We start from the raw sequence: 21,892 nt of genomic DNA, 5'->3' as shown, positions 1-21,892 counted from the left end.
CCATGGGCACGGTCGTCGTCATCGGTGAGGCTGTCCGTACCGACGGGTTCGCGCTCGCCGGCGCCGTCGTGGTGCATGCGGAGGACCGCCGATCGGTGGCGACGGCGTTGACGACGTTGTCCGCGGAGGTCGCCGTCGTGGTCCTCACGCCGGCAGCCGCCGCCCTCGGATCCGGTGTGCCCACAGCCGCCGGGGTGCTCACGGTGGTGATGCCGCCGTGACCGGCGCGGGGGCGTCGGTGGAGGTGCGCGGCCTGACAGCCGGCACCGGGGGACGACGCGCCCGCGCCCCGGGCCCGCCGCCGATCGGGCCGGACGCCATGCGGGCGTCGCTCGAGCCGGTGGTCCGGGCGATCGAGGACGACGCGCGGCGCGCCGCTGGCGCCGTCGCCGACGCCGCCGAGGAGCACGCCCTGGACGTGCTGGCCGACGCCGCGGCCGAGGCCGCCGCCGTGCTCGACGAGGCCCGGGCCCAAGGCGCGCTCGCCGCGGCGCGCGCCGCCGCCACCGAGTCGGCGGCCACGCGCGCCGAGGCTCGGTCTCTGGTGCTCGGCGCCCACCGCCGGGCGTTCGAGTCGTTACGGGCACAGGCACTCCAGGAATTGGAGCGGCGCCGGGGCTCGGTCGAGGTGCGCGCCCTGGCGGCGCGTGCCGCGACCACGGCGCGGCGCCGGGTCGGCGGTCGTGCCGTGGTGCACACCGGGGGCCCGGCCGGCCTCGACGTGGTGGCGCAGGACGGTCAGCGCCGTGCCGTGGTGAGCGCCGCGGACCTGGTCGACCGCCAGATCGCCGCCATGGCGGGGGAGGTGCAGGGGCTGTGGTCGTGACGCCGCCCGCGGGACGCGTGGTGCGGGTGAACGGCCCGCTCGTCGAGCTCGAGGGCTTGACGGGGACGGCCGTGCTCGACGTGGTGGAGCTCGGGAGCGCGCGCCTGGCGGCCGAGGTCGTGTCGATCCGACGCGGCCTCGTGACCGCGCAGGCCTACGAGTACACGGGTGGCCTGCGCGTCGGGGACCGGGTGGTCGGGCTGGGCCGGCCGCTGTCGGCGATGCTCGGGCCGGGCCTGCTCGGCGGCATCTTCGACGGCCTGTTGCGGCCCCTCGTGCACCGCCCCGCCTGGTTGACGCCGGGCTCGCTCACCGGTGAGGCCGGCCCGGGCCCGACCTGGCGGTTCGTCCCCGGCGTGCGCAGTGGTGCCGAGGTCGCGCCGGGGACGGTCCTCGGGACCGTCGCCACGCCCGGGCGGATCGACCACCGGGTCCTCGTGCCGCCGGGGGTCGCCGGGACGGTGACGTGGGTCTCGGGCGGGGGCGAGGTGACCGATGAGGAGCCGGTCGTGCTCGTGGGGGACCGCCCGGTCACCGTCTGCGAGTGGTGGCCCGTGCGCGTCGCCCGTCCCGTGCAGGCCCGGCTCGGGCCCGGCGCGCCGTTGGCCACGGGCCAGCGCGTCGTCGACCTGCTCTTCCCGGTGCCGAAGGGGGGCACGGCCGCGGTGCCGGGTGGGTTCGGGACCGGCAAGACGGTGTTGCTCCAGCAGGTCGTCAAGTGGGCGGACGCCGACGTGATCGTGTTCGTCGGGTGCGGCGAGCGTGGCAACGAGCTGGCCGACGCGTTGGCCGACCTCGCCGCGTTGGACGACCCGGTGACGGGCGGGGCCCTGCTCGAGCGGACGGTCGTCATCGCCAACACCTCGAACATGCCGGTGATGGCACGCGAGGCCAGTGTCTACACCGGCATGACCGTGGCGGAGTTCTACCGCGACATGGGCTACGACACGGTTCTGCTCGCCGACTCCACGTCCCGGTGGGCCGAGGCCTTGCGCGAGTTCTCGTCCCGCAGCGGCGAGCTGCCCGCCGAGGAGGGCTATCCGGCGGGCCTGGCGTCGGCGCTGGCGGCCTTCTACGAGCGTGCCGGCAGGGTCCGCACCCTCGGCGGCGGCGAGGGATCGGTCACCGTCGTGGGCGCCGTGTCGCCCCCAGGGGGCGACACCACCGAGCCCGTGACGGCGCACACCGAGCGATTCGTCCGCTCGCTGTGGTCCCTCGACCGGGACCTGGCGTACGCGCGCCACTACCCGGCCGTCACCTGGAGTCGTTCGTTCTCCCGCGACGCCGCGGCCATCGGCTCTTGGCACGCCGCCGCGGGCCGGCCGGCCTGGGCCCGCAACCGGGCTCGGGCGGTCGCCCTCCTCGCCGAAGCCGACCGATTGGCGTCGGTGGTCGAATTGGTCGGGCTGTCCGCGCTGCCCGGGCGCGAGCGGATGGTCCTGTTGGCGGGGAGGCTGCTGCGCGAGGCGGTGCTGCAGCAGAGCGCGTTGAGCGACAACGACGCCGCCTGCCGGCCGGACAAGCAGGCGGCCCTGCTCGAGATGGTCCTGGCCGTCCACGACCGGTGCCTCGCCCTCGTCGAGGGCGGGGTGCCCTCGTCGGTGGTGGAGGAGGTCGACCTGTCGGGCGTCACCCGGGTGCGCGACGAGGTGGGCCCGGGTGACGCCGCGGGTGTCGAGAGCCGGCGCGACGAGGTGCTGGCCGTGCTGAAGGCCCTCGGGTGAGCGCGCCCGACGTCGGCGTGTCGGTCGAGTACCGCGGCGCCCGCGACGCCGAGGGCCCGCTGCTCGTGGTGGCCGGGGTCGAGGGCGTCGGCTGGGACGAGATCGCCACCGTGCGCCTGGCCTCGGGCGAGGCGCGCCGGGGCCTCGTGCTCGAGGTGCACCGCGACCTCGCCGTCGTGGAGGTGCTCCAGGGCACCGCGGGGATCGACCCCGACACGGTGTCCGTCGCCTTCGAGGGCCGGCCGTTCGAGATCCCCGTGGGGGAGGGGTGGCTCGGTCGGGTGTGGAACGGCCTGGGTGAACCCCTCGACGACGGCCCGCCCATGCTCGGCACGACGACCCGCCCCGTGGCGGGCGCGCCGCTCAACCCCACCCGGCGCGACGTGCCGCGTGACCCGGTCCTCACCGGCATCTCGGTCATCGACGCGCTGACGACGCTCGTCCGGGGCCAGAAGCTGCCCGTGTTCTCCTCGGCGGGCCTGCCGCACTTCGAGCTGGCGGCACAACTGGCGGCACAGGCGCACGTCGGCGGGGAGCCGTTCAAGGTCCTGGTCGGGGCGATGGGCCTGACCCGCGCCGATGCTGCCGCCATGCGCGGTGTGCTCGAGGAGCGCGCCGCCGCCGGTGACCTCGCGTTGTTCCTCGACACCGCCGACGACCCCGTGGTGCAGCGCATCCTGACTCCCCGCGTGGTCCTCACCGTCGCCGAGCATCTCGCCTTCGACCGGGGGGAGCACGTGCTCGTGGTGCTGGCCGACATGACGAGCTACTGCGAGGCCGTCCGGGAGGTGTCCGCGGCGCGCGGCGAGATCCCGGGCCGCCGGGCCTATCCCGGGTACCTCTACAGCGACCTGGCCTCGATCTACGAGCGCTGCGGCCGGCTGCACGACCGGCCGGGCTCGGTGACCCTGGTCCCTGTGCTCACCATGCCGGCGGGCGACGTGACCCACCCCGTCCCCGATCTCACGGGGTACATCACCGAGGGCCAGGTGATGCTGTCGCCCGACGTCCACGGCGAGGGCCTGTACCCTCCGGTCGACGTCCTGGGCTCGCTGTCGCGGCTCATGCGCAAGGGGACGGGCCGCGGCCGGACCCGGTCGGACCACCCCGCCCTGGCCGCACAGCTCGTCGCCGCCTTCGCTCGCGCCCAGCGGGCCCGCGACCTGGCGGAGCTGATCGGGACCGCGGCGCTGACCGAGACCGACCGGTACTACCTGGCGTTCGCCGACGCCTTCGGCGCCGAGCTGCTCGACCAGCGCCCCGACGAGTCGCGGACGATCGACGACACCTTGGCCCGCGCCTGGCGGGTGGTGTCGGTCCTCCCCGAACGCGAGCTCACCATGGTGCCCGCGGCCGACGTGGCGGCCCGGTACGGGCGTGACGAGCCCGGGTCGGACGCCGTGCCTACCCGGGACGACCGCGACGCCGTGCCCACCCGGGACGACCGCGACGATGGCTGAGCACGTCCCGCCGGGGCGGGCCGGCCGGTTGTGGCTCTCCGGCCGCCTGGCCGCGGCGCGCCGCGGCGCGGAGCTGCTCGACCGCAAGCGCCAGCTGCTCCGGCGCGAACGAGAGCACCTGGCCCTGCTGCGCGGCGACACGCAGCGTGCGTGGGATACGGCGTGCGTCGAAGCCGAGCGCTGGGGACTCCGGTCGGGCGTGCTCGGGGGGGTGACCGACACCGCGCTGGCCGTGGCCTCGTGCGCCGGTCATGCCGAGGTCCACGTGCGGTGGGGCAACACCATGGGGGTGCGACATCCCGACGACGCCCGTGTCACCGCCGCCGCCCCGGGGCCGGCTGCGCTGGCGGCGGGGAACGCCGCGCTGGCCCCGGCAGCCGCCGCCTACCGTGGGGCGCTGGCGGCGGCCGTCGCCCACGCCGTGGCCGACGACGCCTATGGGCGCATCGACGCCGAGCTGCAGGCCACGCAGCGGCGACTGCGGGCGATCGAGCGTCTTCGAGTGCCGCGGCTCCAAGAGGCACTCGACCATCTGGAATTGCGACTCGACGAGCTCGAGCGCGAGGAGCGCGTGGCGACCCGCTGGGCGCAACGGCGCCGGGGCGCGTCCCCGACCGCGGGGGGCGGGCCCGGGTCCGACGACGGTGGGACGGTCCGGTGATCGCCCGCGTGCTCATGGCCGTCGACGACTCGCACGAGAGCCTGCAGGCCGCACGCCGGGCGGCTCCGCTGGCCGCCGGATGGGGGGCGGCCGTCAGGGTCCTGACCGTGGTGGGGGACCATGGCGTCGAGCAGGCGATCGAGGACGTCACCGGTCCCGGCACCGGGGCCCGGCGCCACCGCGAGGCGGAGCAACTCCTGGCCCACGTCGTCCGCCAGGTGCAGATGGCGGGCGTGCGAGCCGACGCCGTGACGTCGGTGGTGCGGGCCGGGCCGCCGGCGCGGCGCATCGTGGAGGAGGCGCGGGCGTGGCCGGCCGACCTGGTCGTGATGGCGGTGTCGGACCGCCGGGGCGTCCGCTCACCCTACGTCGGGAGCGAGACCGAGCACGTGCTGGAGTTCGCACCGTGCCCGGTGCTCGTGGTCCCCTCGCCGCCGGTCGCCGACCGCCAGGCCTGACCCGCCGCCGTCCGGCGCCGCCGCCGGTCGTCCCCAACGGGTGCTCTCACGATGGTCGGGTCGCCACCTGCAGTGAGATGCCCTGGTCAGACCCCTTGCTATTCCTTGTGGGGCCAACAAGACTCGTGGAGGGGCACTGAGTGTCCTGAGGGGTGGGGAGTGGGCGAGGAGGCCGACCAGGGCCTTTCCGGGTCGTCGGCCGCCACGCGCGAAAGCGTGGCGGCTCCGGACTGCGTGGCCTTCGAGCCGTTGTGCCGGCCGGCGAGTGGGCTGACACCTCGGCCGGCACCGTGACCGAGATCGGGGCGTTTCTCGACACCCAGGCGTGGTTGACACCGATCATCGATTCGTCCTTCGACGCCGTCATCGGGACGTCGACGCACGGGACCATCGTGGTGTGGAACCTGAGCGCCGCAGCGTTGTACCGATACGAGTCCTCGGAGGTTCTCGGCAAGCCGATCGACATGCTGTGCCCGTCGGGGGACCGGTCGCGAGAGAACGACGTGCTCGCCATGATCACGCGCGGGGAGCGGGTCCTGCCGTACGAGACCGTGCGCGTGCGCAAGGACGGCTCGCCCGTGCCGGTCCTCCTGTCGCATTGCGCGGTGGTGGACCCGTCCGGCGAGATCGTCGGGGTCGTGACCGTGCACCGCGACGACACCGACCGGCACAGGGCCAGATCGATGTTCCGCGGCGTTCTCGAGGCGGCTCCCGACGCCATGGTGTGCGTCGGCGGGGACGGGCGCATCGAATTCGTCAACGACAAGGCGGTCCGGCTCTTCCGCTACGAACACGATGAGCTGGTGGGTGCGCCCGTGGAGATGCTCGTTCCCGATGAACACCGCGTCGGCCACTCCCGACACCGGGCCACGTATTTCGAGAGCCCCAGCGCGCGGCTCATGGGGGAGGGGCGCCAATTGTGGGCCCGACGTGCCGACGGCACCGAGTTCGCCGCTGACGTCAGTTTGAGCGGGACGTTCGCCACCGACCGGGGCATGCTCGTCTCGGCCGCCATCCGCGACGCATCGGCTTGGATCGAGGCCGAAGAGGAACGCAGCCGGCTCAGGGCCGCGGCCGCCGAGGAGCGATTCGACGGCCAGATGCACCGGTCCCGACGGCTCGAGAGCTTGGGCCAGCTTGCCGGCGGCGTCGCCCATGACTTCAACAACCTGCTGGGCATCATCCTCAACTACACCGCTTTCGCGGCCGAGGAGGTGGCGAAGGCGGTCGCCGAGGAGACGGCCGCCGGCGCCGACCCCCGATGGCGCCTGGTGGCCGACGACCTCGACGAGGCGTACCGGGCGGCGGAACGTGGCGCCCTGATCACCCGCCAGCTCCTGGCGGTCGGCGGCCGCGACGTCGTCCACCCCGAGGTCGTCGACCTCGGCGACGTCGTGCGCGGCGTCGAACAGCTGCTGCGTACGGCTGTCGGCGAGGACGTGGAAGTGCGCATCGCGCTCGCGCCCGACCTCGGCGACGTGATGGCCGACCCCGGGCAGCTCGAGCAGGTGCTCGTCAACCTTGCGCTGAACGCCCGCGACGCCATGCCCGGTGGGGGGACGCTGACCATCGATACCGAGAACGTGGTCATCGATGAGGCGCACGCCTCGCAACGCCGCGAGGGATCGGTCGGGCCCCATGTGCGCCTACGGGTGAGCGATACGGGCATCGGCATGGAGCGCACGATCGTCGAGCGCGCCTTCGAGCCGTTCTTCACGACGAAGTCGGCGGGCGTCGGAACGGGTTTGGGTCTGGCCACCGTGTACGGCATCGTGAACCAGGCGGGCGGGGACATCCAGATCTACTCGGAGCCCGGATTCGGCACGACCGTCAGCGTGCTGCTCCCGCTCACCGACGTGTCAGCCGAGCAGGTCGGGATCGAGGAGGAGGTCGAGGAAGAAAGCAAGGACACCAAGGGCGTGACGGTGCTCGTCGTCGAGGACGAGGACGCCATGCGCGCCCTCACCGTGCGCATTCTCACGCGCCACGGGTATCGCGTCATGTCGGCGAGCTGCAGCGCGGACGCCATTGCGGCTGCATCCGCGCACCAGGGTGAGATCGACCTGCTGGTCACCGATGTCGTGATGCCGCACATGCTGGGCAACGAGATGGCAGAGCAGATCACAGCGGCCGATCCGGATGTGCGCGTGATCTTCATGTCCGGATACGCCCAGTCCGTGCTCTCCGCCCGAGGAACGTTGGAGAGGGGTGTCGCACTCATCAGCAAGCCGTTCACAGAGGCCGCGCTCCTGGTCAAGATCCGGGCAGTGCTCGGTGATTGATCGTCGCGGGTTCGCCGCATGATCCTGGTCGTCGACGACGAGGACGCCGTCCGCCGGGCCCTGGTTCGCATGCTCGCCCGGCACGGCTACGGCTGCGACACGGTGTCGACGGTCGAAGAAGCCCGCCACGCCCTGAGGATCAATCACTACGAGCTGGTCCTGTGCGATGTGATGATGCCCGACGAGCACGGCGTGGCGCTCTTGCGCTACGTGCGCGCCCAGTTTCCGTGGCTGCCCATCGTGATGGTCTCGGGCGTGACCGACCCGGGGTTCGCCACCATCGCCCTGGGGCTCGGGGCCTACGGGTACGTGACCAAGCCGTTCGAGGTGAACCAGGTGGTGATCGCGGTGGCCAACGCACTGTTGCGCGCCCGCGTCGAGACCGAGAACGACACCTACCGGGTTCAGCTCGAGCAGATGGTGGTGGAGCGCACGCAGGCCCTCGGCGAGACCGTGCACCGTCTCGAGGACAGCGAGACGAGCCTCCGTCGGACGAGCGAGGACACCATCAAGGCCCTGGCCCGGGCCATCGAGGGCCGTGACTTCGAGACGGGCCAGCACATCGAGCGCATGAGCCAGTACGCCGAGCTGCTCGGCGGGTTGTGCGGGTTGGGGGACGAGCAGTGTGCGTCGATCCGGCTCGCCGCCGCCATGCACGACGTCGGCAAGGTGGGCGTTCCCGACAGCATCCTCCTGAAACCCGGGCGGGTGACGCCGGAGGAGTTCGACGTCATCAAGCAGCACGCCGAGTTGGGATTCGAGATCCTGGACAAGTCGGACCAACCCCTGATGGTGATGGCGGCGGTGATCGCCCACACCCATCACGAGCGTTGGGACGGCAGCGGCTATCCCCGGGGGCTCGCCGGAGAGGAGATCGCGCTCGAGGGCCGCATCGCGGCCGTGGCCGACGTGTTCGACGCCCTTGTGAGCCGTCGCGTGTACAAGCCGGCGCTCCCGGTCGACGAGGCGCTCGATATCATGCGATCAGCTCGAGCCACCAGCTTCGATCCCGACGTGCTCGACCTCTTCCTGGATCACGCCGGCGAGGCGGTTGCCGTCCTGGAGATGTTCCCGGACACCTGAGCGGCTGCATGGCGGCGTCGGCGTTCGAGGGCAGCCGGTCGGCCGTGGTGCGGTGGTCCGAAAGGCCACGCTTCGTGATCTTGTCACCACTCGACAAGGCGGGCTGGGGTGGGGAGGCGACCAGGGCCGGACGTCGCGGCCCCGCGGGGCGAAGGACTCGCCTCTACGCGAGGAGTTGCCCGGTACGGGTCAGGTGGTGGCGCGGCCCGGCCCGGGGCCCCTCCCGACCCCGGGGCGGGACGTCGGGCGCGGCCACGCCCGCCGACGCGCCGCGGCGCCACGCGCCGATCCCGACCGTGGGCCGGCGGCCCACCGGGAGCCAATAGCATCTACCCGGAGTGCGAACGTGACGGGATCGGCGATGCAACCTCGGAGAGCGGGCTGATGGCGCGGGCGGTCATCCTCGCCCTGGCCGCGAGCTTCTGCACGGCCACGTCGTCGGTCTGCCAGCGGCTCGGCGCCGCTCCCGCCCCGGGCGGCGAGCGCCTGAGCCCCCGTCTGCTGCTCTACCTGGTGCGCCAACCCATCTGGCTGGCCGGCATCGCCAGCATGATCCTCGGGTTCGTCTTCCAGGTCACGGCGCTGCACTTCGGGGACCTCGCCCTCGTGCAGCCGATCCTGGCCACCGAGCTCTTGTTCGTGTTCGCCTACATGGCGCTCATCGGCACGCGCCGGGTGGCGCGCCACGACTGGCTGGCTGCCGGTGCCATGGCCGCCGGCCTGGGTGTGTTCCTGTTCACCGCCAGCCCGTCGGGCGGGCACCTCCACGCGCAGGCGTCGTCGTGGTGGTTCGCGGGGATCTCGGCGATCGGCCTGACGATCATCACCACGGCCGTCGCCTTCGCGCCGTTGCGACGTGGCGCCCCGGCCTCACCGGCGCGCAAGGCGGCCACGCTCGGTGTGGCCACGGGGATCTCGTGGGGTTTCGTCGCAGCTGTCATCAAGGAGCTCAGCGCGCACACGGGGAGCGGGTTCTCGATCTTCCTCACCTGGTCGCCCTACGTGCTCGTGGCCGTCGGCGCGGGGTCGATGATCCTTTCCGCCCATGCCTTCCAGGCGGGGCCGCTGGCGGCCTCGCAGCCCGGGTTCACCATCGTCGACCCGCTCGTCGCCAGCCTGCTCGGGTTGTTCATCTTCAAGGAGCACATGCAGCTCGAGCCCTTCGCGGTGGTCATCGAGGCCGCCGCATTGGGCGCGCTGGTGGCGGGCGTGGTGGCACTCAGTCGCAGCCAGCTCGTGCAGGGCGCCACCCACGAGGACGAGGCCGGGCTGCGCCCCGTGCCGGCCGCGCTCGAAGTGCACGACCTCCCGGGCCTGCGGTGAGTCCGGGGCCCGCCGGCCCGATCGCCCGGTGGACGAGGTCGATCAGCACCGCCGGGGCGTCGGCTCGCGCCCCGCGTGGGTGACGATGTCAGGGGTTGAGGGAGACGATCACGGCCGCCCCGACGGGGAGGCTGTGACCGGCCGTGTCGACGAAGGAGACGCCGTTGTAGGCGCTCGGGACGGTCGGGGGCACGCCGCTGCGATCGCCGACCACCCGGCTGAACAGGATCCGGCCGGGCGTCGCCTGTTGCCGGCGCTGCAGCGCCGTCATGTCCAGCCAGTAGACGGCCCCCGGGTCGCGGCCGTTCGCGAGCTGGAAGGCGTACCAGCGCCGTCCCGAGGGATCGATGTAGTCGACGGGATCGTCGACCTGGACCTTGGTGCCGACGGGGACGGACTCGGTGCCGGCGTCGGCGGCCCCCGAGGGATCGGGCGCCAGCGCCACGCCGTGGAACAGGAAGAGGGTGAGGCCGTCGGCCCCGGGGGCCGAGGGTGTCGCCCGGGTGGTCATGGCGGCGAGCGCGGCCGCCGCCGCCCGGTCTCGGGCGAAGGGCGCCAGCTGGTCGAGGGCGGCTGGGGGGAGGTGACCACCCGGTGGGAGCGCCACCGGGGGCGTCGTTCGGGCCGGGGTGGTGGTCTCGGGACGCGTCGTCGGGTCATGGGCAGGTGCACCGCACGCGCCCAGAGCGACGAGGGCCATCGCACTGGCCGCCGCGCCCGCACGGAACCCCCGGCGACGCCCGGGCCCACCGACCCGGCGGCGCCCCGGCCGGGCCCGGGGGGCGCGCCCGCGGCTCACCGGGCCGGCGTCCATCAGGACCGAGCGCCGGATCGATCGTGGCCGACCGGGTGGGACCCGACTACGGTCCGGGGGCGACAAGGTCGCAGTGCCCGCACGACGACCACCACCGCCTGACCGGGGAGGCCAACCGTGACCGCACCGATCGACGTCGTCACGAGCTTCTGTGCCGCATGGTCCACGCTCGACATCGACCAGATCATGGGGTACTTCCACGACGACGCGGAGTACCACAACATCCCGGTGGACCCGCTCGTGGGCACGGAGGACATCCGCGCCATGATCGTGGGGTTCACCGCGGGGTGGGACCGCGTCGAATTCGACGTGCGCCACATCGTGGCGGACGGCGACGTGGTGCTCACCGAGCGCGTCGACCGCTTCGTGTCCCCGGAACGCACGGTGAGCCTCCCGGTCATGGGCACCTTCGAGGTGGAGGGTGGGCGCATCAAGGCATGGCGGGACTACTTCGACCTCAACCAGTTCATGAGCCAGCTGTCGGACTGACCGGCGCGTCGCCGTTCCCGCCGGCGGCCGACCGCCGGCGGGAGGGATACCCGCGCACGTACGCCGGCGGCTCCACCCCGGGCGCCAGCCCGTCGTCCGGGATCGCCGCACCCGCCACCATCTCGAGCGGGATCTGCCCCGCCCACACGGGCAGGCCGAGGTCCTCGGGCTCCTCGATGGGCCCTCCTTGCCGCACCTTGGCGGAGCCCTCGTCGATCGGGAAGCGCACCACGAGCGTCGCCCGCAGCTCCTGGGCGCTGGGTGGGCGGGTGTCGGTGCTCCGGCCGGCGGCGACGTGGTCGAGCAGGGCGGACATGGCGGCCCGCTTGCCCTCGTCGTCGTCGACGCGCTCCGCCGTCCCGAGGAGCATGACGGACCGGTAGTTCATGGAGTGGTGGAAGGCCGAGCGGGCCAGCACCAGGCCGTCCAGGAGCGTCACGGTCACGCAGGCGGGGGCGCCGGCCGCCAGGGCGCGCAGCATGCGGTTGGCCGGCGCCCCGTGGAAGTAGAGGTCGTCGCCGATGCGGGCGTAGGCGGTCGGTTGCACGAACAACGACTCTCCGTCCGCGAAGCCCACGTGGCACACGAGCCCTTCGTCGAGGATGGCGTCGATGGCGCCCCGTTCATGGGTGCCCCGCTCGCGCTTTCGGCGCAGGGTCGTGCGCGGCGATTCGCGCAGCGGGCTGCTCTGGGTCATGGCCCATGATGCCCCACGGCCGGTCGCCCTCCGGTCGCCCTCCGGTCGCCCTCCGGTCGCCCCTCCGGTCGGCCCGTCGCCCCACTGCGCTCGTGTCACGGCCAGCCGTCGAGGCCCAGTCCAGCTGACGGGGCCCGGTCCGTCGGCACGAGCCCCGCGACCGGTCCTACCCGGCGAAGTCCCGGGTGAACGCGGCCTCTGCGTTGGGGAATTGGGTGATGTCGGAATCGACGCCGGCGTTGTCGGAGAAGTACGAGCTGTAGCCCACCTGGTTGGCGGGATCGGCGATGAACGAGTGCATCAGGTCGACGAATGTCGGGTCGTCGGTTCCGTTCAGGCCCCATTCGGGGATGCTGACGACCTTTCCGTGGGCCACGGCGAAGCTCACCGTGTATGCCAGGCCGCCCACCATGGTGAGGTTGTCGTTCCAGCTCGTGACGGGATTGTCGTACTGGTCCGTGCCGATGTAGTCGACGTACTGGTCCCCGGGGTACGAGTCCGCGTAGGAGCCGTTCGTCGGCGTGTTGCCCGAGCCCGCGCACCAGTCGAACCGGAACTGCTGCCCGGGCACACTGCGCATGGTGGAGACGATGTCGTCGAAGGCCGTCACGTACTGCGCTGGGGTGGTGTTCTGCTCCCCCCACGAGAAGAAGGTGGTGTTCCACTCCCACCCGATCCGGATGATGGCGTACGGCTGGCCGCCGTTCACGAGGGACTGCGCCAGCCGCTGGTACACGGCGAGGTGGGCAGGCGTCTGGGACGGGGCGCCGTTGTCCGGGGACATGCTGACACCCAGGTACAGGCGCAGCGTGGTCGCGGGCGGCTGGTAGCTGCCGATCGAGGACCACGACGTCCCGTCGGTGTACGCGGAGATGCCCTGGACCTGGACGCCGAGGGTGTTGGCCAGGGAGCGGACGCCCGAGGGCTGCTGCGACGACACGAAGAACCCCAGCGCGCTCGACCCCGAGTGCGTGGTGAGTGTGCAGCCCGCGATCGACGACAGGGCCAGCACGAGCAGTGCGGCCCCGAACCCCCCCCTGCGCATCCGGCGACTCCCCCCAGAGTTGACCGTTGCCCAGGCTAATCCCGATCGCGATCCTGTTCGAGGAGACGCTCCAGCCCGGCGCGCATGGCGTGGAGGCGGCGCTCCAGTTCCTGGAGCTCGGCCAGCAGCCGCATGGCCGCCTCCCGGTCGAGGGCCGCCGAGCCGGGCCGGAGCATGGCGATCGAGCGCCGCAGGTTCTCGAGCTCGTAGCGACGGTCCATTCACATCGAACATACGTTCGCCGAGGGCGGCGCGCAACCCGATGTCACGACCCCGGCGGGATCACCTCGGGTCGCGCCACATGGCCCACACCACCGGGCCCGCCGGGACCCTGACCTCCTCGGTGACGGCAAACCCGTGCCGCACGTAGAAGGGGATGTTGCGTTCTTTCGACGACTCCAGGTAGACGCGCTCGCCCTCCCGGTCGCAGCGCTCCAGGACCGGAGCCATGATCGCCGAGCCCATGCCCCGGCCCTGGTCGTCGGGGTCGGTGCCCAGCATCTGCAGGTACCAGTGGGGCTCCTTGGGGTGGTGGCTGGCGAAGTACAGCAGGCCCCGTGCCCGCGTGACGATGCGCCACCCCACGAGGCGCGTCGTGGTGAGCCCGAGCCGGGTGTCGGTGCGCCAGCCCATGGGGAAGGTGCCCGGGGGGTTCCAGATGGCGGCACATCGGGCGTCCTCGGCGGTGTAGACCTCGCCCACGGGGAGCGCCACCCGGAGCAGGGACCGGAAGAAGGCCGGGAGCCGGCGCCGGCGAGCGGCGGCGTCCGGGAAGAGCCACATCGTCAGGGGGTCGTCGTCGAAGGCGCGCGCCAGCGTCGTGGCGAGTGCATCGACATCGGCGGGTTGCGCCCTTCGGACGCCGTGGGCGGGCACGGCGCACAAGATATCGGACGCCTCCGCCGGGGCCCGGGGGTGGGCGCGAATCCTCCGTCGGACGCCGGTCCCCGGTCGTGCCCTCCGGTCGCGCCGAGGGTCGCCACGTCCGCATCGTCACGGCGGGCTCCGGCGGCAGTACTGTCACCGCCGTGCTTCTCCTCCTCGGGGCCGTCCTGGGCGGGCTCCTCATCTCCCAGGTGTGCCTCCTGGTGACCACGGTGTACCTGCACCGATGCCTGGCGCACCGGGCCCTGCGGCTCTCACCGGGCGTCCGGACGGTGTGCCGGGTCCTGATCTGGATGGGCACCGGCACTCGGCCGCGCCAGTGGGTCGCCGTGCACCGAAAGCACCACGCCTTCACGGACACCGAGCGTGACCCGCACTCCCCGCTCGTCCTGGGTTTCGCGCGGGTGCAGTTCGCCAACGCGCTGCTCTACCGCAAGGTGGCCCGGGACCCTGCCATGGTCGCCCGGTACGCCCGGGACATGCCCGGCGATCGTTGGGACCGCGTCGTGTTCGACCACGCCCTGCTCGGCCTCGGTCTCGGGGTGGGCATCCTCGTGGTCCTGATCGGCTGGCAGCTCGCCCTCGTCACCGCTGGGGTCCACGCCGCCTACTACCTCCTGAGCGGAGGCGCCATCAACGCCGTGGGCCACCGGTGGGGACGGCGGCCGTACGACAATCTCGCCACGAACAACCAGTGGTTGGCGTGGCTCGTCGTCGGCGAGGGGCTCCACAACAATCATCACGCCGCCACCACGTCGAGCCGACTGAGCCTGGCGAAGGGGGAATTCGACCCGGGGTGGTGGTGCATCCGGGTCCTCGTGCTCCTCCGCTGCGCCACCCTTCGGCACCCTGACCGGCCGTCCACGGTCTCCGCAGGCTCTGTCCGCTCTGTCGGCCGGTAGCCGTGAGCGGCGTTCGCGCCGGCCAGGGTGTCGCCTCTGGCTGTGTGCCGCCATCCTCTGACGACAGGTCCTCGTAGCGGGCTCGGGCCTGCCCAGCTGTCACTCGACCAGCGCGGTGAACCTGCTCCGTCACATCGAAAGAGCCCTTCGGCTCTGGCATCGATCTGTCGGGTCGTCGTATGGAATAGGTGTGATGGCGCTTCTCCACGACCGGGACCACCTGATGGGGACCGAGACCAGATCGGTCGGGGTGGCAGCCGAACAGGGCGCCACGATCGTCGACGCCTTCATCGCGAACGGGCAGCGACATCCCGGCCGCCCGGCGATGCGGCACTGCCCGGGGGAGCGTTCCACCGCCGGGGAGTGGGAGGCCGTCACGTGGGCCGAATACCTGCTGGCGGCCACGCAGATTGCCGGGGGCCTAGCCGAGCTCGGCGTCGAACCCGGTCAGCGGGTTGCCATCCTGTCGGCCAACCGAGTGGAGTGGCATCTGGCCGACCTGGGGACGCTCTTCAACAGGAGCGTGACGGTCCCCGTCTACCCGACGAGCTCACCGGCACAAGTCGCCTACATCCTCGGCCACGCCGATGTCGCGGTGTGTTTCGTGGACACCCACGCGCAGCTGGGCAAGGTCCTCGAGGTTCGAGACGAGTTGCCCGCCCTCGAGCGGGTGGTCTTGGCGGACGGTGCCCGCCGGACCAGCGACAGCTTCGTCATCAGCTTCGACGAACTCCGAGGTATCGGTGCCGATCGGCTCGTCCGCGATCCCGACGCCGTGCACGAACGGTCCCGTGAGGTTCAGCCCGATGACGTCGCGACGATCGTCTACACGAGCGGCACGAGCGGCCCTCCCAAAGGGGTGGTGATCAGCCACGCCAACATCATGTGGTCGTTGCGTTGTGTCGCCCCTGTCTATGACATCGGTGACGGCGAACGCTTCTTGTCGTTCCTGCCGCTCAGCCACATCGCCGAGCGTATGGTCAGCGACTTCATGCCGATCGCGGTGGCCGGTGAGACCTGGTTCGCCCGCAGCCTCACCACAGTCGCCGAGGACCTCCCGGCGTGTCGGCCGACCGTGTTCGTAGCCGTGCCCCGGGTGTGGGAGAAGCTTCGCGAAGGTATCGAGCACCATGTGCGGACCCAGGCCCTGCCGGTGCGAGCAGCCGTGGACCGCTACGTCACACTCGGGCTGGGCAATGTCGCCGCCGAGCAGGAGGGCACGCCGCAGGCCAGGTCCGCCGCCGCTCTCTACCGGGCCCTGGACCGGACAATCGGTGCAACCATCCGCCGACAGATCGGCCTCGACCAGGCCCACGTTCTGGTCACCGCGGCGGCGCCGACCCACCCCGACCTCATCCGCTGGTTCCACGCCATCGGGCTGCCCCTGATCCAGCTGTACGGCCAGACCGAGGGCTGCGGGGCCGGCGCCGGCAACCCCGTCGATCACATCCGGATAGGCACCGTCGGAACCCCGCTGCCCGGCATCGGTGTCAGGATCGCCGACGACGGCGAGATCCTGATCAAGGGTGGCAATGTGTGCCTCGGCTACGTCAACGACCCCAAGGCCACGGACGCGCTCGTCGACGTCGACGGATGGATGCACACCGGCGACACGGGAGCCTTCGACACCGATGGCTCCCTCCGCCTCCTGGGTCGCAAGAAGGACCTGATCATCACGGCCGGCGGCCAGAACATCGCCCCCCAGGACATCGAGAGCGACCTGCGCAACCACCCGCTCGTCTCCGAGGCGATCGTCGTCGGCGAAGGGCGCAAGTACCTCGCTGCCCTGCTCACTCTCGACCCCGAGAAGCTCACCCGCTGGGCTCAGCAGCACAACAAGCTCGGCGAGCTCGAATCCCTGGCGGCCGATCCGGACCTGCTGGCCGCCATTCAGGCGGGCATCGATCAGATCAACACCAAGCGGTCACACGCCGAAGGCATCCGCAAGTTCCGAGTGCTGGCTCATGACCTGACGGCCGAGGCCGGGGAGCTCACCCCCACGATGAAGGTCAGACGATCAGTCGTGTACGAACACTACGACGAGATCATCGACGACATCTATGCCGGCGGCTGAGTGTCGTGCGCCTCCCTGGGGAGCTCTGCCGGGTCAAGCCCAGCCCGACCGTCCGAGGTCACTGCGGGGGCCGTCGTCACAGAGCGGGCGAACCCCGGGGCCGAGCCCAAACGCAACGGCCGGCTCGCGCCCGCGGGGTGGTTCAGGCGACGGGTCTGCTCCTCAGCGCGTCCACCAGGGCGCCGAGGCTCTGCTCGTCGATGGCCTGGGGCGTGTAGAAGGCGACCCGATGGACGCGTTCGCCGAAGCGCGCTGCGATGTCGGTGGCCACCTCCTCGGGTGTCCCGCGAGCAGCGAGCGTGGAGAGCATCGCCGGTTCGATGCGTCGTGGCATCTCGTCCCAGCGTCCCTCTTTGGAGAGGGCATGCAACTCCGTCTGCACATCGCCCCAGCCCTCGACGTCGAGGACGGGTCGGTAGGACGGCGTCGACGCGTAGAAGCTGAGAAGCCAGCGAGTTGCCTCGTCGGCCGCGGCCAACTCCTCCTCGGTGCGGCCACAGCACACGATGACCTCGCCGACGAGATCGAGATCCGCCGTGCTGCGGCCGGCTCGAGCCAGGCCCTCGTCGACCATCGGCAAGGTCCGCTCCTGGAAATGACGTCTGGTGTTGAAGGGCATGACCAGCAGGCCGTCGGCGATCTCGGCGGCAAGGCGGGTCATCTGCGGGCCCAGTGCCCCCAGGAAGATCGGCGGCATCCCGTAGGGGTTCGGCCCCGGGTTGAACATGGGTGGCATCAGCGTGTGACGGTAGAACTCACCGTCGAACGCGAGCCCTTCGTCGTACTGCCAGGCGGCGAAGATCGCCCGGAGAGCCCCGATGAGCTCCCGCATACGGGCGATGGGACGGTCGAAGGGTACGCCGTAGCGCTTCTCGATCTGCCCCCGGACCTGGGCCCCGAGCCCGAGGGTGAAGCGCCCGTGCGACAGGCATTGCAGGTCGTTGGCCTGGTGGGCGAGCTGAATCGGGTTGCGGGGAAACGCGATGGCGACGTTGGTCATCAGTTCGATCGTCGAGGTGTTCGCTGCCGCGAGGATGAGGGGCAAGAAGAGATCCCGAGGTCCCTCGAAGGTGAACACGCCCTCCACCCCGAGTGCTTCGAGGCGACGAGCACGCTCGCCGGCATCCTCGAGCCCGGAGAGCATGGTGTGGATCTTCATCGGGCTGGCTCCTCGGTGAGCGGGTGGACGATCGGGTAGGGGACCTGGTCGACAAGGGGGATCACCCGGGATGCGGAGATCGGCTTGCAGTTCATCCGACCTTCGTACCCCGGCACCCGGTGGTGGCCGCCTCAGACCGTAAATGCTGCGCCAGGAGCTGGTCGAGCCAGGACGACAGAAGGGACCAAGGTCCCTGCGACTCAGGACCAATGGCCGCCACAACGCCGGTGGAGAGCCATCATGGTGACGTATGCAGCGCCAGCGGGCATCGCGACGTGTCCGGCGCAACCGCACGATTGTCGGGGCCACCACTGCCATCCTGGTGGGCGTGGGCGTGGGTGCGGCGCTCAGCTCCGGTGGTCGTCCAGGTCACACCATCGTTCCCCGGACCGCCACGACGCACGCGGAGTCAGCGGCCCGTGCACCGCTGCTTCCCAGCACCGGAACGGGTCCTGCTCGCCTGGCGCCAGGCTCTGACCCGAGCGTGCTTCCCGGTCCCGTGTTGATCGCCGACGAGGGCAACAACCGGCTGATCGTGGTGGATCCCCACGGCCGCACCATCTGGACCTTTCCCCGGCCCGGCGATCTTTCCCCCGGGGTCGAGTTCAAGAGTCCGGACGACGCCTTCTTCACCCCGGACGGGAGGCAGATCATCGCGACCGAGGAGGAGTTCTCGGTGGTCACGTTGATCGATGTGGCCTCGCGGAAGATCCTCTGGCGTTACGGCACGCCGGGTGTGCCCGGCGATAGCCCGAACCATCTCTCGAACCCCGACGATGCCGTGGTCCTCCCGAACGGGGACGTGCTCACGGCCGACATCAAGAACTGTCGCATCCTGCTCATCGCCCCGCACACGCAGACACCGGCCCGCGTCTATGGCGCGACCACCTCGGCCTGCCACCACGCACCACCGGCTCGCTTCGGGAGTCCGAACGGTGTCTTTCCCATGGTCAATGGGCATTACCTGGTCACCGAGATCAATGGGGACTGGGTGGACGAGATGGACCTGGCCGGGAGGATCTATGCCTCATGGCACCCTCCGGGCGTGAGCTACCCCTCCGACAGTAACGAAGTGCGCCCCGGCACCTACCTGACGGTGGACTACTCCGACCCAGGCCAGATCGAGACCTTCGACGCATCTGGCCGCCTCCTGTGGCGGTATCGCCCGAGCGGCAACGTCGCCCTCAACCACCCGTCGCTGGCCCTCGCACTCCCCAACGGGGATGTGATCGCCACCGACGATGCCAACGACCGGGTCATCGTGGTGGACCCCAAGACCGAATCGGTCGTCTGGCAGTACGGGGTCAGGGGCCAGCCCGGCGACACCCCGGGGCTCCTTGACGCCGTCGACGGCCTCGACCTGGTACCGCCGCACTCCGAACTCGGCGTGCACGCCAAGACCATGGGTCTGCCGCCAGCATCGACGACCTCGTAAAGACCCACAGCCTCGGTCCCAGCTCGGAGCGCTGATCTCCCGACTCGTCAACACCGCGGCGGATGACCGCATTGGAAGTGTCTGGGGCGAGCGGTCCGGGTTGGGTCGACCCCGCCCTGGCTCTGGCCCCTCCCATACGTGAACGACGCCGGGACCTTCGGCCCTACATGCCTCTCGGGATGTGTTGTCTGATGACAGCAGGGCGGTGGAGACGGAGGGTGGGATGAGGGTACCCCGTGGTCGCCTGTCGGGATTAGCAGTCGCATGTTGCGTGCTCCTGGGTCTCGCCGCATCTGTGGCGGAACCCGCCGCAGCCGCGGTCGGCGAGACGGTTCTGCCCTTCGGTGACGCCGGCTTCTACGGCTCCACTGCATCCGTCTTGAACACACAACCGGTCACAGCAATGGCCGCCACGCCCGACGGCCAGGGCTACTGGGAGACGGCATCCGACGGCGGGGTCTTCGCCTTCGGTGACGCCGGCTTCTACGGATCCATGGGCGCCGTCAGGCTCAACGCTCCGGTCACGGCGATGGCCGCCACGCCCGACGGCGGGGGCTACTGGCTGGCGGCATCCGACGGCGGGGTCTTCGCCTTCGGTGACGCCGGCTTCTACGGATCCATGGGCGCTGTCAGGCTCAACGCTCCGGTCACGGCCATGGCAGCCACGCCCGACGGCAGGGGCTACTGGCTGGCGGCATCCGACGGCGGGGTCTTCGCCTTCGGTGACGCCGGCTTCTACGGATCGGGTGCCGCGATCCCTGGCATCAGATCAGTCGTGGGGATCGCCCGCTCCCCGGATGGCCTGGGCTACTGGCTGGCGGCAGCCGACGGCGGGGTGTTCGCCTTCGGTGACGCCGGCTTCTACGGATCGGGTGCCCCGATCGCCGGAATCCAACCGGTCTCTGGGGTCGCCGCCACTCCCGACGGAAGGGGCTATTGGCTGACCGCCCGAGACGGCGGGGTCTTCGCCTTCGGTGACGCGGGCTTCTTCGGTTCCGCCGCGGGTCTGACCCCAGGTCGACTGGTGGTCGGTATCGAGCGCAGCCCCTCGGGACTGGGCTACTGGCTCGTGGTTCGAAACACGCCGGTCGGTCCGATCGGGCCTGCGGCCTCCCCGCCTGCTGCGATGCCGGCACCGGTGGCGACGCTCCCGACCGGCACGCCCCCGGTCGCCCTGGGGGTGAACGTGTATTTCGGACAAGTTGGCAAGACAAGCTGTGACGCCGTGTTCCCGGTGACTCGTGCCGTGCAACCTCCGCAGGTCCTCGCCGGGGCGATGAACGCGCTCCTGGCAGGTCCGACCTCAGCCGAGCAGGCTGCGGGGTACACGAGCTACTTCTCGTCGCAGACAGCCGGAATGCTCAATTGGGCCCATGTGGGCGATGGAGTGGCTCGAATCGATTTCGCCAACTTCTCGGCCATCATTCCCAACGCTTCGAGCTCGTGTGGCAGCTCGGCGCTCCTGGCATCACTCGATACCACTGCCGAACAATTCGCGAGCGTCGACAGCGCCATCTATTCGTTCAACGGCAACATCCGAGCGTTCTACCTGTGGCTCCAACTGACACCCCCGCCTGGCTATTGACCCTGAATCGGTAGCCAAGGCACTGACTCGTCCGCACAGCGGGGGAACTGCGTGGGACCTTGTCGGTGAAGCTCTCGACACCTCAAGCGGCACCGCCAGCTTGCCGATCTTCTCCGTATGCGCCGGGTGGTGGCACGAGGGCTAGGGATCGCCGCCCTGGCGTGGGCGCTCGGGTCCTCCGACTGGCGCGGCTACTGGTCCGAGTTCTGGACCACGGCTCGCGCCCAGCTCACGGCGTCCGATACGGTCACCGGTAGCCAACGCCCCACGACCGACACCTCGGCCACCATAAAGCGGGACGCCGGGGCTTTCTCGTAGTCGAAGGCTTCGGACGTCCAGGAGGAGCCAAGGTGCACCAGGACAAGAGCCAGGACTTCCAACGGTCCGCTACCGGGAGCGGCGCGCTCGTGCCCACGCTGGCTGTAGGCACGACGGTCTGTGTCCGCAACAGATTCCTCGGAGACTGGACCAGCGGCTTCGAGGTGGCAGAGGTCCTCGGTGGCGGCTACCGGATACGGAGGCTCTCGGATGGTCACGACTTCCGCGACGTCTTCCCGTTCGAGGACGTCCGTGAGGAGCGGCGCCAGAACCCTCTGCGCGGGATCGCCGGATCACACCTGGACCGTCGTCACCAAGACCGTTCGTGACGAGGAGTCGGCGGAACTCATCGAAGCGGTTCCCTCCGGTCGGGGTGCTTGCCTGGCGGTGACCCCCTGTGGGCCGCCTCGGCGAGGAGACCCGTGCGAGACTCGGCCCGTGTTCAGCTCGGATCACGGGGCCCCGAGGGGGCCTTCCTGGGTGCTGGCCTCTGTGGCTGTGGCAGCCCTGATGACAGCGTGTGGTTCAACAGGCGTCCCGCCGACGGGCAGCCCACCAACCACCACGTCGCCCGGTAGCTCGACCACCACCGGACCCGCTGCCCCGCCATGCGGGGTGGTGGCAAGCCCCGACGTGGTCATCACCGCCCAGCCCGAACCGTGCAGGGTGACC

Annotated in this window: 23 protein-coding genes; 16 read left to right on the top strand and 7 right to left on the bottom strand. The window is 71.1% G+C overall.

Translation table 11 applies throughout. From position 1 onward, the window contains the following. Positions 1 to 2: 2 nt before the first annotated feature. The 9 genes from VMV22_08825 (at position 3) to VMV22_08785 (ending at position 9,817) form a co-directional block, all read left to right on the top strand. A complete protein-coding gene (locus VMV22_08825; protein HUY22433.1) occupies positions 3 to 221 on the top strand; it encodes a hypothetical protein in 219 nt (72 codons plus the stop codon). Beyond that, on the top strand, positions 218 to 826 hold the full coding sequence (locus VMV22_08820; protein HUY22432.1) for a hypothetical protein: 609 nt from the start codon (positions 218 to 220) through the stop codon (positions 824 to 826). Before VMV22_08825 ends, VMV22_08820 begins: the two co-directional genes overlap by 4 nt. Beyond that, complete coding sequence (locus tag VMV22_08815; GenBank protein HUY22431.1) at positions 823 to 2,550, top strand: V-type ATP synthase subunit A; 1,728 nt, start codon at positions 823 to 825, stop codon at positions 2,548 to 2,550. The genes VMV22_08820 and VMV22_08815 overlap by 4 nt, the downstream gene beginning before the upstream one ends. Further along, positions 2,547 to 4,010 (top strand): V-type ATP synthase subunit B, encoded by a 1,464-nt coding sequence (locus tag VMV22_08810; GenBank protein ID HUY22430.1) that lies wholly within the window; start codon positions 2,547 to 2,549, stop codon positions 4,008 to 4,010. Before VMV22_08815 ends, VMV22_08810 begins: the two co-directional genes overlap by 4 nt. After that, positions 4,003 to 4,671 (top strand): V-type ATP synthase subunit D, encoded by a 669-nt coding sequence (locus tag VMV22_08805; protein HUY22429.1) that lies wholly within the window; start codon positions 4,003 to 4,005, stop codon positions 4,669 to 4,671. Before VMV22_08810 ends, VMV22_08805 begins: the two co-directional genes overlap by 8 nt. Further along, complete coding sequence (locus VMV22_08800; protein HUY22428.1) at positions 4,668 to 5,129, top strand: universal stress protein; 462 nt, start codon at positions 4,668 to 4,670, stop codon at positions 5,127 to 5,129. Before VMV22_08805 ends, VMV22_08800 begins: the two co-directional genes overlap by 4 nt. A gap of 290 nt (positions 5,130 to 5,419) precedes the next feature. Continuing rightward, a complete protein-coding gene (locus tag VMV22_08795; protein HUY22427.1) occupies positions 5,420 to 7,411 on the top strand; it encodes a PAS domain S-box protein in 1,992 nt (663 codons plus the stop codon). Positions 7,412 to 7,429: 18 nt separating this feature from the next. Then, positions 7,430 to 8,494 (top strand): HD domain-containing phosphohydrolase, encoded by a 1,065-nt coding sequence (locus tag VMV22_08790; GenBank protein ID HUY22426.1) that lies wholly within the window; start codon positions 7,430 to 7,432, stop codon positions 8,492 to 8,494. A gap of 384 nt (positions 8,495 to 8,878) precedes the next feature. Next, a complete protein-coding gene (locus VMV22_08785) occupies positions 8,879 to 9,817 on the top strand; it encodes a DMT family transporter (GenBank protein ID HUY22425.1) in 939 nt (312 codons plus the stop codon). Positions 9,818 to 9,905: 88 nt separating this feature from the next. On the opposite strand, the gene VMV22_08780 is transcribed toward VMV22_08785, so the two are convergent. Next, positions 9,906 to 10,424 (bottom strand): hypothetical protein, encoded by a 519-nt coding sequence (locus tag VMV22_08780; protein ID HUY22424.1) that lies wholly within the window; start codon positions 10,422 to 10,424, stop codon positions 9,906 to 9,908. 324 nt (positions 10,425 to 10,748) lie between these two features. Between VMV22_08780 and VMV22_08775 the strand changes: the two genes are divergently transcribed. Then, a complete protein-coding gene (locus tag VMV22_08775; protein HUY22423.1) occupies positions 10,749 to 11,120 on the top strand; it encodes a limonene-1,2-epoxide hydrolase family protein in 372 nt (123 codons plus the stop codon). Here VMV22_08775 and VMV22_08770 read toward each other — a convergent pair. From VMV22_08770 to VMV22_08755, 4 genes are all read right to left on the bottom strand, one after another. Further along, on the bottom strand, positions 11,098 to 11,817 hold the full coding sequence (locus VMV22_08770) for a pyridoxamine 5'-phosphate oxidase family protein (protein HUY22422.1): 720 nt from the start codon (positions 11,815 to 11,817) through the stop codon (positions 11,098 to 11,100). The two genes, VMV22_08775 and VMV22_08770, sit on opposite strands and share 23 nt — an antisense overlap. Positions 11,818 to 11,983: 166 nt before the next feature. Continuing rightward, positions 11,984 to 12,862 (bottom strand): glycosyl hydrolase, encoded by an 879-nt coding sequence (locus tag VMV22_08765; protein HUY22421.1) that lies wholly within the window; start codon positions 12,860 to 12,862, stop codon positions 11,984 to 11,986. A gap of 35 nt (positions 12,863 to 12,897) precedes the next feature. Beyond that, positions 12,898 to 13,083, bottom strand: coding sequence for a hypothetical protein (locus tag VMV22_08760; protein HUY22420.1), 186 nt, complete (start codon positions 13,081 to 13,083; stop codon positions 12,898 to 12,900). 61 nt (positions 13,084 to 13,144) lie between these two features. Beyond that, positions 13,145 to 13,738 carry a GNAT family N-acetyltransferase gene (locus VMV22_08755; GenBank protein ID HUY22419.1) on the bottom strand — a complete coding sequence of 198 codons (594 nt, stop codon included), beginning with the start codon at positions 13,736 to 13,738 and terminating at the stop codon, positions 13,145 to 13,147. A 152-nt stretch (positions 13,739 to 13,890) separates the two neighbouring features. Here VMV22_08755 and VMV22_08750 point away from each other — a divergent pair, with 152 nt between their 5' ends. Further along, positions 13,891 to 14,649, top strand: a complete 759-nt coding sequence (locus VMV22_08750; GenBank protein HUY22418.1) for a fatty acid desaturase — start codon at positions 13,891 to 13,893, stop codon at positions 14,647 to 14,649. 115 nt (positions 14,650 to 14,764) lie between these two features. Continuing rightward, on the top strand, positions 14,765 to 16,723 hold the full coding sequence (locus VMV22_08745; GenBank protein ID HUY22417.1) for a long-chain fatty acid--CoA ligase: 1,959 nt from the start codon (positions 14,765 to 14,767) through the stop codon (positions 16,721 to 16,723). A gap of 142 nt (positions 16,724 to 16,865) precedes the next feature. Here VMV22_08745 and VMV22_08740 read toward each other — a convergent pair whose 3' ends face one another. Then, the gene (locus tag VMV22_08740; protein ID HUY22416.1) at positions 16,866 to 17,867 is read right to left on the bottom strand and encodes a TIGR03617 family F420-dependent LLM class oxidoreductase; all 1,002 of its coding nucleotides are present in this window, start codon (positions 17,865 to 17,867) and stop codon (positions 16,866 to 16,868) included. Positions 17,868 to 18,381: 514 nt separating this feature from the next. On the opposite strand from VMV22_08740, the gene VMV22_08735 reads away from it, so the two are divergent. The 4 genes from VMV22_08735 (at position 18,382) to VMV22_08720 (ending at position 21,549) form a co-directional block, all read left to right on the top strand. Next, the gene (locus VMV22_08735; protein ID HUY22415.1) at positions 18,382 to 19,317 is read left to right on the top strand and encodes a PQQ-binding-like beta-propeller repeat protein; all 936 of its coding nucleotides are present in this window, start codon (positions 18,382 to 18,384) and stop codon (positions 19,315 to 19,317) included. Between the two features lie 403 nt (positions 19,318 to 19,720). Beyond that, positions 19,721 to 20,902 (top strand): GerMN domain-containing protein, encoded by a 1,182-nt coding sequence (locus tag VMV22_08730; GenBank protein ID HUY22414.1) that lies wholly within the window; start codon positions 19,721 to 19,723, stop codon positions 20,900 to 20,902. A 129-nt stretch (positions 20,903 to 21,031) separates the two neighbouring features. Beyond that, complete coding sequence (locus tag VMV22_08725) at positions 21,032 to 21,220, top strand: hypothetical protein (protein ID HUY22413.1); 189 nt, start codon at positions 21,032 to 21,034, stop codon at positions 21,218 to 21,220. Between the two features lie 32 nt (positions 21,221 to 21,252). Then, positions 21,253 to 21,549, top strand: a complete 297-nt coding sequence (locus VMV22_08720; protein ID HUY22412.1) for a hypothetical protein — start codon at positions 21,253 to 21,255, stop codon at positions 21,547 to 21,549. A gap of 123 nt (positions 21,550 to 21,672) precedes the next feature. On the opposite strand, the gene VMV22_08715 is transcribed toward VMV22_08720, so the two are convergent. Further along, the coding region (locus VMV22_08715) for a hypothetical protein (GenBank protein ID HUY22411.1) at positions 21,673 to 21,892 on the bottom strand (220 nt) is incomplete at its 5' end.

Source organism: Acidimicrobiales bacterium (assembly GCA_035531755.1).
Classification (GTDB): Bacteria; Actinomycetota; Acidimicrobiia; order Acidimicrobiales; family UBA8190; genus DATKSK01.
The sequence above is the reverse complement of the archived record's forward strand: the minus strand, read 5'-3'. Positions and strand labels throughout refer to the sequence as shown.

Bases quoted from the DNA above. Each gene is read 5' to 3' on its own strand.
- VMV22_08765 (HUY22421.1), bottom strand. From the start codon at position 12,862: ATGCGCAGGGGGGGGTTCGGGGCCGCACTGCTCGTGCTGGCCCTGTCG.
- VMV22_08740 (HUY22416.1), bottom strand. From the start codon at position 17,867: ATGCTCTCCGGGCTCGAGGATGCCGGCGAGCGTGCTCGTCGCCTCGAA.
- VMV22_08730 (HUY22414.1), top strand. From the start codon at position 19,721: ATGGCCGCCACGCCCGACGGCCAGGGCTACTGGGAGACGGCATCCGAC.
- VMV22_08760 (HUY22420.1), bottom strand. From the start codon at position 13,083: ATGGACCGTCGCTACGAGCTCGAGAACCTGCGGCGCTCGATCGCCATG.
- VMV22_08805 (HUY22429.1), top strand. From the start codon at position 4,003: ATGGCTGAGCACGTCCCGCCGGGGCGGGCCGGCCGGTTGTGGCTCTCC.
- VMV22_08825 (HUY22433.1), top strand. From the start codon at position 3: ATGGGCACGGTCGTCGTCATCGGTGAGGCTGTCCGTACCGACGGGTTC.
- VMV22_08770 (HUY22422.1), bottom strand. From the start codon at position 11,817: ATGACCCAGAGCAGCCCGCTGCGCGAATCGCCGCGCACGACCCTGCGC.
- VMV22_08785 (HUY22425.1), top strand. From the start codon at position 8,879: ATGGCGCGGGCGGTCATCCTCGCCCTGGCCGCGAGCTTCTGCACGGCC.
- VMV22_08790 (HUY22426.1), top strand. From the start codon at position 7,430: ATGATCCTGGTCGTCGACGACGAGGACGCCGTCCGCCGGGCCCTGGTT.